This is a genomic window from Leucobacter sp. 7(1) (genome assembly GCF_900163635.1).
In the GTDB taxonomy this organism is placed as follows: Bacteria; Actinomycetota; Actinomycetes; order Actinomycetales; family Microbacteriaceae; genus Leucobacter.
Map to the genome: position 1 here is coordinate 47,323 of NZ_FUID01000104.1, position 6,087 is coordinate 53,409.

The following is a 6,087-nucleotide window of genomic DNA, read 5'->3' on the forward strand; positions in this document are numbered from 1 at the left end:
ACCATGCAGGATCGCCCGTTCCCGACCCCCGACTCAGCCGAGCCGGGGGCCGGGCGCGACGACATCGTCGCCGACATCATCTCCGAGTTCTCAGAGGTCATCGCCTTCGCGCGGAGCCGCTGGGCCCGCTATGCCGAGGACGTGCACGCGGATCTGCGCGGGGTCGGGCTGATCATGCTCCAGGTGATCATGCGGAAGGGGCCGCTGACTGCCACGGGGATCGCGCAGATGCTCGACATGGACAAGGCCGTGGTGAGCCGCCAGCTCGCGAAGCTGCGCGAGCTTGAGCTCGTGGATGCGGAGCCCGCTTCGGAGGATCGTCGTGTGACGCTCCTCACCGCGAGCGCCCGGGCACACGAGCTCCTCGACGGGATCCGCGTGAAGTGGGCGGGGGCGTACCATGAGCGCTTCGCCGGGTGGAGCGCGGCGGAACTCGATCACCTGCGCAGCGGACTGCACCGCTTCAATGCGTCCGCCGATCTGCAACTGCCGGATTCACCCTCCGGTCGGTGCTCGCGCGATCAGTCGGGCGACGCCTCAACCGACGAGTAGCGCGGTGGCCTATTGCAGGCGCTTCCGGATCCAGGCGGAGGCCAGATCCACGAGCACGATGACGATCAGAATGATGATCAGGTAGGTCATCATCTCGTCGAACTGGAACGTCTTGATTGACTTGTTGATGAGTAAGCCGATCCCCCCGGCCCCGACGAGGCCGAGCACCAGCGACGAGCGCACGTTCACGTCGAAGCGGTAGAGCAGCAGGCCGGTGAGCTGCGGGAGCACCCCGGGGATCGTCGCGTTCGCGACAACCTGCCAGCGACTCGCACCGGCGGTGCGGAGCGCTTGCTCCGGGCCGGGATCAACGTCCTCCATCGCCTCCGACCAGAGTTTGCCCATGACCCCAGTGTTGTGGCAGATCAGGGCCAGCACCCCCGCGAACGGGCCGAGCCCGACGGCGGTGACAAAGATCAGCGCGAACACGATGTCCGGCACCGCGCGGAAGAACGACAGGATCCCGCGGGCCACCTGGTAGACGAACGCGTTGGGCGCGGTGGTGCGCGCGGCGAACACGGCGAGGAGCAGCGCGAACGGCACCGACACCGTGGTGCCGAGCAAGCCGATCCACAGGGTCGTGAGCGCCCCCTCGAGGCCGGCGCGCACTACATCGCCGCTGAGGTCCGGCGGGATCGCCTCGGACAGGAAGTTCCACATGCCCGTCGCGCCCGAGACGAGCTTTTCGGGCCGGAAGTCAGTGGCCTGGAAGGCGAGCAAGTGGAGCACCACGAGCACGCCCAGGATCACGGCCCACGAGCCGGCGCGGTACGGGGTGCGGGGATCGCGTGGCACGGGCAGCGATCGCGGCGCGCGCTCGGTGGCGCGGTCAAGGGTGTCAGTCACGGGATCCTCACGGAGTGTTTCGGGGCGGATGGGGTGCGGGCTCAGAGGTACAGCGTGGCGAGCAGGGCGTCGTCGATCTCACCGACGGCTGCGTCGAATACAAGTTGCCCGCCGCGCAGACCGATAATGCGGTCGGCGTAGGCCCGCGCGAGCTGCGGCTGATGCAACACAGCGGCCACGCCGAGCCCCTCGTTTGCGGCGAGATCGTGGAGCAACTGCATGACGTCATCCGCGGCCTTCGGGTCGAGTGCCGACACGGGTTCGTCCGCGAGGATCATGCGGGGACGCTGGCACAGCGCCCGGGCGATGGCGACGCGCTGCTGTTGGCCGCCCGACAGGCTCCCGGCGCGATCATGGGCCCGGTCGGCGAGGCCGACGCGGTCGAGGCAGGCCATCGCCTCCGCCTGCAGCTCCCGCCCGAATAGCGGTGGGATCGACCGCCACCCGGGCAGGCGTGCGAAGCCACCGGCACACACGTTCTGCAGCACCGTGCGGCGGGGTACCAGGTGGATCTTCTGGAACACGGTGGCAGCCGAGCGACGGGCCTCGGCCCGCCGCTGCGCGCTTGCTTGGTTGAGGCGAACCCCGGCGATGGTGATGTCGCCGGAGTCCGCTTCAGTGAGCCCGTTCACCGCGCGCAGTGTCGTCGACTTCCCAGAGCCGTTGGCCCCAAGAAAGGCGACAACCTCTCCGGCGTGCACGCGCATGCTCATGTCCTGCAGCACAACGCGGTCGCCAAAGCTTTTGGATATGGCGCGCACGTCGAGGAGTACTTCGCCCGGGGTGTTCAGCGGTGCTGCGTGGGCGGTTGTCCCGGGTGCCGGGAGCGCGGTGACGGGGTGCATTACACGTCTTTCTCGGTGAGGCCCATAGTCTCGGCCAGATCAAACAGGGGCTGGTACGTGTCGACCGTGACCGGGATCAGCGGGCCGGCCGGATCGACGCCGAGGAAGGCGCTGACCTGCTCTACGTCTTCGGTCTTGAGGGTGAGCAGGGCTTCCGCGACGGCGTCCTTGAACTCCTGCGGCAGGTTGCCGCGCACGGTGATCGGGTCGTTCGGGACTTCCTCCGATTTCCAGACCTGCCGGAACTTCGACTCGTCAAACGTGCCTTCGGCCGTCGCGGTGGCGAGCGTCTGGGAGTTGATCTGCGCCGCGTCGACAGTCCCGTTCACGAGCGCAAGCAGCGCCTCCGGGTGTCCGCCGGCGTAGTCCGCCGTGACCTGATCAGCGATCCCCGCGTCAGCGAGGGCCGACATCGGCAGTGCGTCGCCCGAGGTTGAGCCGGGGCTACCGAGCGCAAGGGTGTGACCCACGAGATCCTCGACGCTCTGGATCTTCGAGTCCTTCGGCACCCAGATGCCGCCCGTATATGTGGTGGGGTTTCCGTCGGCGTCGCCGAAGGAGGCGAGCGGCGTGGCGTCTGCGCGCTGATTCGCGAACACAAAGCCGAGCGGGCCGAACTGGGCGATCTCAAGCGAGTCGTTTTCCATCGCGAGCACCTCGGCCGCATAGTCTTCGGTGATGATCACCTCGACTGGGCAGTCGAGCTGCTCTGAGAGTGCTGCGCCAAGTGCCTGGTACGCGGGTTCGAGACGCTCGGGGTCCTCGTAGGGCAGGATCCCGAAGCGGATCTTGCCGTCCGGGCAGGTGGCGGACGCGGTGCCTTCGGCTGATTCCGCGCCGGGTGCGCAGGCGGTCAGGCCGAGGGACAGCGCGGCGAGCGTAGTGGCGGCCAATACGGCGTGCTTCTTCTTCACGATTCTCCTTGGTGTGGGGTCGTACAGTGAGTGTCGATGGTGCAAGTCAGTGCGGTGTAAGACCGGATCGGTATCGGATCGGGTCACAGCGCCGCGATTGTGCGCGCTCCGAGCGCAAGGCCCACGGTCATGCCGATGCCGGTGGTCAGCGTGACCACGTTCACCCCGGGTGCGGGAGCCGCACGGAGCAGGTCACCCTGCTCGCTCGTCGCGTAGAGCCCTTGCCAACGCTCGAGCACCTCGAGCCGCTCGGCCCCAAGCACATCTGCGACCTCGTCGAGCAGGATCTGGGACCAGCGTTCCTCAAGGAACGGTGGTGCCGCGGGATGAGCGGCGTGGGAGTCGCCGACGAGCAGCGTGCCGTCCGCCTGTTGCGTAAACATCACGTTCGCGTCGATCTCGGCAAACTCGGGGCGTTCGGACAGGAGTTCCGCCCGCAGTGCCTCGGCCGCGGGGCCCGCGAATCGGCCGTAGCGCAGCATCGAGGTGCCTGTCAGCACCGCCGGGCCAAGGCCCATCGCGTGCGGCGCGCGGACCCGGGTCATCTGCAGCGCGCACTCGCGCACCCCGGCACTCGCGGCGAGCTCGGGGAACAGCCGACCCACGAGGTGTCCCGCCGCGACGATGATGTGATCCGCCGCCACCCGGCCGCGACTGGTCTCGACAACTCCGGTATCCACGGCGTGCACCGCAGTGGAGAATCGGACCTCTCCGCGTTCGTGCCCATCCACCCACGCGGCGATCTGCGCGACCGCGGTGCGGGGGTTTGCGGTCACGTCCGCGGGGAACAGGAGCCCTCCACGCACGCGGCCCGACGCAGCCGATCCCGGTGCCAGGTGCAGGGTGTCCGCGGCGTCCCGGGCGCTCAGCAGCCGAGCTCCCTGCGGGGCCCGTTCTGCGGCGACTTCCTCGATGACGGCGAGCTCGGCGGCCGAGCGCGCAAGCGCCAGAGTGCCGGAACGACGGGCGTCCACCCCGGCACGCTGAGCGAGATCCAGCCAGATCGGGAGGCTTTCCTTGGCGAGCTCACCGAGCTCCCCCGATTGCACTGAGGTGCCCACGTGCCCGAAGTTGCGGATGCTCGCGGTGATTGCCGCGGCGTCCTGCTCGAGCACGGTCACACGGTAGCCCGCGTCGAGGGCGGCCACCGCGTGAGCGAGGCCGATGATGCCCGCGCCGACGATCACGATGTGCGGGGCGGAAGTCTGGGATGTCATGCTTCGATCCTGCGGCCCGAAAAGTAGTCAACACAACTCAGAACGGCGGTGTTCGCTGAGCGTTCACGGAGGTCGCCGGAGCGCCGCCGAGCCGACATCAATCGTTCACAATCCGGTCACCGGCGAGCCCATTCACCGGTCTTGACAACTTGTAGTCTGACGGCATGACAAGCTCCGCACCCCTCCACGTTCAGCTGTACGAGGAGATGATCCGACGCATCCGCTCCGGTGCCTGGCAGCAGGGTGACAAGGTGCCCAGCGAAAAGTCGCTCATTGCCGAGTTTGGGACCTCGCGCGGCCCCGTACGCCAGGCACTCGCGGCGCTCCGAGCCGAGGGCATGATCGTCGGGGGGCGCGGCACACCACCACGCGTGCAGCGCACCGCCCCGGTGCAGTCGTTCGACACGTTTATGTCGTTCACCGAGTGGGCGCGGGATCTCGGCTTTGTGCCCGGCCAGCGCGTCATCGAGGCAAGCCGTCGCCCCGCCACCGAGCGTATTGCTACGGAGCTCCGCCTCGCTCCCGACTCCCCCATCGTCGAGATCATCCGGGTGCGCCTCCTCGACGGGAAGCCAGCGATGCTTGAACGATCGCTCTACCCCTACGAGATCGGCCGACACCTCCTCTCCGCGGATCTCGACGGGGGCAGCATCTACCAGGCGCTCGCCGGCGCCGGTGTCGTGCCTGTGCGCGCTCGCCACGTGATCGATGCCATCGCCGCACACCCGCTCGAGGTCGAACAGCTCGGGGTCGCCCCGGGGTCGCCGCTCCTCCGGGTTCGACGCCTCGCGACAAACGAGTTCGGCACGGTCATCGAGACCGCCGATGACCGCTATTTGCCCTCGATGACGAACTTCGCAGTGGAGAACAGTGCGGAGCACCGGATCCCGCTCACCCGGCAGGCTGTGACCCCGGCCCCGCTCGCCTTCGCGTCGGAGTAGCCCGGCTCCGTTTGTCCTATCCAGCGGCCCCCACGGCGGCAGCGTAGGCGTCCGCAGCATCCGCGACGTCGTTGTTGTAGGCGATGTTCGGGTTGTAGGAGTCGACCGCGCGGATCCAGTTCTCGGGCTGCGTCAGATCTCCCCCGATGTCGCACAGCATCGTTGCGGCTCCCCACGCCGCGTCGTCGATCTGATGCGGGTCGGGGGTTCCGTCCCCGCTCGCATCCCGCCCGTAGCTCTGCCATGTTTTCGGCAGGAACTGCATCGGCCCCACAGCCCGATCCCAGGTTGTGTCGCCGTCGAGGACCCCACCGTCCGTATCCGGGATCGCGTCGTAGACAGTGCCGTCGAGCGCGGGGCCGGTGATCGCGGGGAGGGCACGGCCGTCGGTCCCGAGCACGGCCTCGTTGATGCTGCCGTGGGCCGATTCGACGAGCCCGATCGCGGCGAGCGTGTTCCAGCCGATCCCGCATCCCGGGGTGGCTTCTTCGGCGCGAATCGCGGCCTGCGCATACGCGGTCAAGGCGCGCTCAGGGATCCCTGCCGCGGCCGCGGTTTGCGCCACCCACGCGGGATCCGCGCGGCGCTCCGCGGGTGCCGCCTCCAGGGTCGGAGCAGCACGTTCAACGGGAGTCACAGGAACGAGGGGCTGCCCCGGAGCGGGTTCGGAGCGGGCGGCGGGCGGCCCGGACGTTTGTCCCCCGATCAGCCCGAGCGCCAGGGCCACCCCTGCCGCCCCACACGCGAGACCCAGCGCCCCCACGCCGAGAAT

Annotated in this window: 7 protein-coding genes; 2 read left to right on the plus strand and 5 right to left on the minus strand. The window is 68.6% G+C overall.

Going from position 1 to position 6,087, the window contains the following annotated elements:
* The first annotated feature begins 3 nt into the window (after nucleotides 1-3).
* Complete coding sequence (locus FM113_RS17645; RefSeq protein ID WP_087016286.1) at nucleotides 4-552, plus strand: MarR family winged helix-turn-helix transcriptional regulator; 549 nt, start codon at nucleotides 4-6, stop codon at nucleotides 550-552.
* A gap of 9 nt (nucleotides 553-561) precedes the next feature.
* On the opposite strand, the gene phnE is transcribed toward FM113_RS17645, so the two are convergent.
* From phnE to FM113_RS17665, 4 genes are all read right to left on the minus strand, one after another.
* Nucleotides 562-1,398 carry a phosphonate ABC transporter, permease protein PhnE gene (gene phnE / locus FM113_RS17650; protein WP_087016288.1) on the minus strand — a complete coding sequence of 279 codons (837 nt, stop codon included), beginning with the start codon at nucleotides 1,396-1,398 and terminating at the stop codon, nucleotides 562-564.
* Between the two features lie 41 nt (nucleotides 1,399-1,439).
* Complete coding sequence (locus FM113_RS17655; protein WP_176387292.1) at nucleotides 1,440-2,243, minus strand: phosphonate ABC transporter ATP-binding protein; 804 nt, start codon at nucleotides 2,241-2,243, stop codon at nucleotides 1,440-1,442.
* The gene (locus FM113_RS17660) at nucleotides 2,243-3,157 is read right to left on the minus strand and encodes a phosphate/phosphite/phosphonate ABC transporter substrate-binding protein (protein WP_087016290.1); all 915 of its coding nucleotides are present in this window, start codon (nucleotides 3,155-3,157) and stop codon (nucleotides 2,243-2,245) included. The genes FM113_RS17655 and FM113_RS17660 overlap by 1 nt, the downstream gene beginning before the upstream one ends.
* Before the next feature lie 83 nt (nucleotides 3,158-3,240).
* Nucleotides 3,241-4,374 carry a TIGR03364 family FAD-dependent oxidoreductase gene (locus FM113_RS17665; protein WP_087016293.1) on the minus strand — a complete coding sequence of 378 codons (1,134 nt, stop codon included), beginning with the start codon at nucleotides 4,372-4,374 and terminating at the stop codon, nucleotides 3,241-3,243.
* Nucleotides 4,375-4,538: 164 nt separating this feature from the next.
* Here FM113_RS17665 and FM113_RS17670 point away from each other — a divergent pair, with 164 nt between their 5' ends.
* On the plus strand, nucleotides 4,539-5,315 hold the full coding sequence (locus FM113_RS17670; protein ID WP_087016295.1) for a GntR family transcriptional regulator: 777 nt from the start codon (nucleotides 4,539-4,541) through the stop codon (nucleotides 5,313-5,315).
* A 16-nt stretch (nucleotides 5,316-5,331) separates the two neighbouring features.
* On the opposite strand, the gene FM113_RS17675 is transcribed toward FM113_RS17670, so the two are convergent.
* A partial coding sequence (locus FM113_RS17675) for a lytic murein transglycosylase (protein ID WP_369676718.1) occupies nucleotides 5,332-6,087 on the minus strand: 756 nt, incomplete at its 5' end.

Bases quoted from the DNA above. Each gene is read 5' to 3' on its own strand.
- FM113_RS17670 (WP_087016295.1), top strand. From the start codon at position 4,539: ATGACAAGCTCCGCACCCCTCCACGTTCAGCTGTACGAGGAGATGATC.
- FM113_RS17665 (WP_087016293.1), bottom strand. From the start codon at position 4,374: ATGACATCCCAGACTTCCGCCCCGCACATCGTGATCGTCGGCGCGGGC.
- FM113_RS17645 (WP_087016286.1), top strand. From the start codon at position 4: ATGCAGGATCGCCCGTTCCCGACCCCCGACTCAGCCGAGCCGGGGGCC.
- FM113_RS17655 (WP_176387292.1), bottom strand. From the start codon at position 2,243: ATGCACCCCGTCACCGCGCTCCCGGCACCCGGGACAACCGCCCACGCA.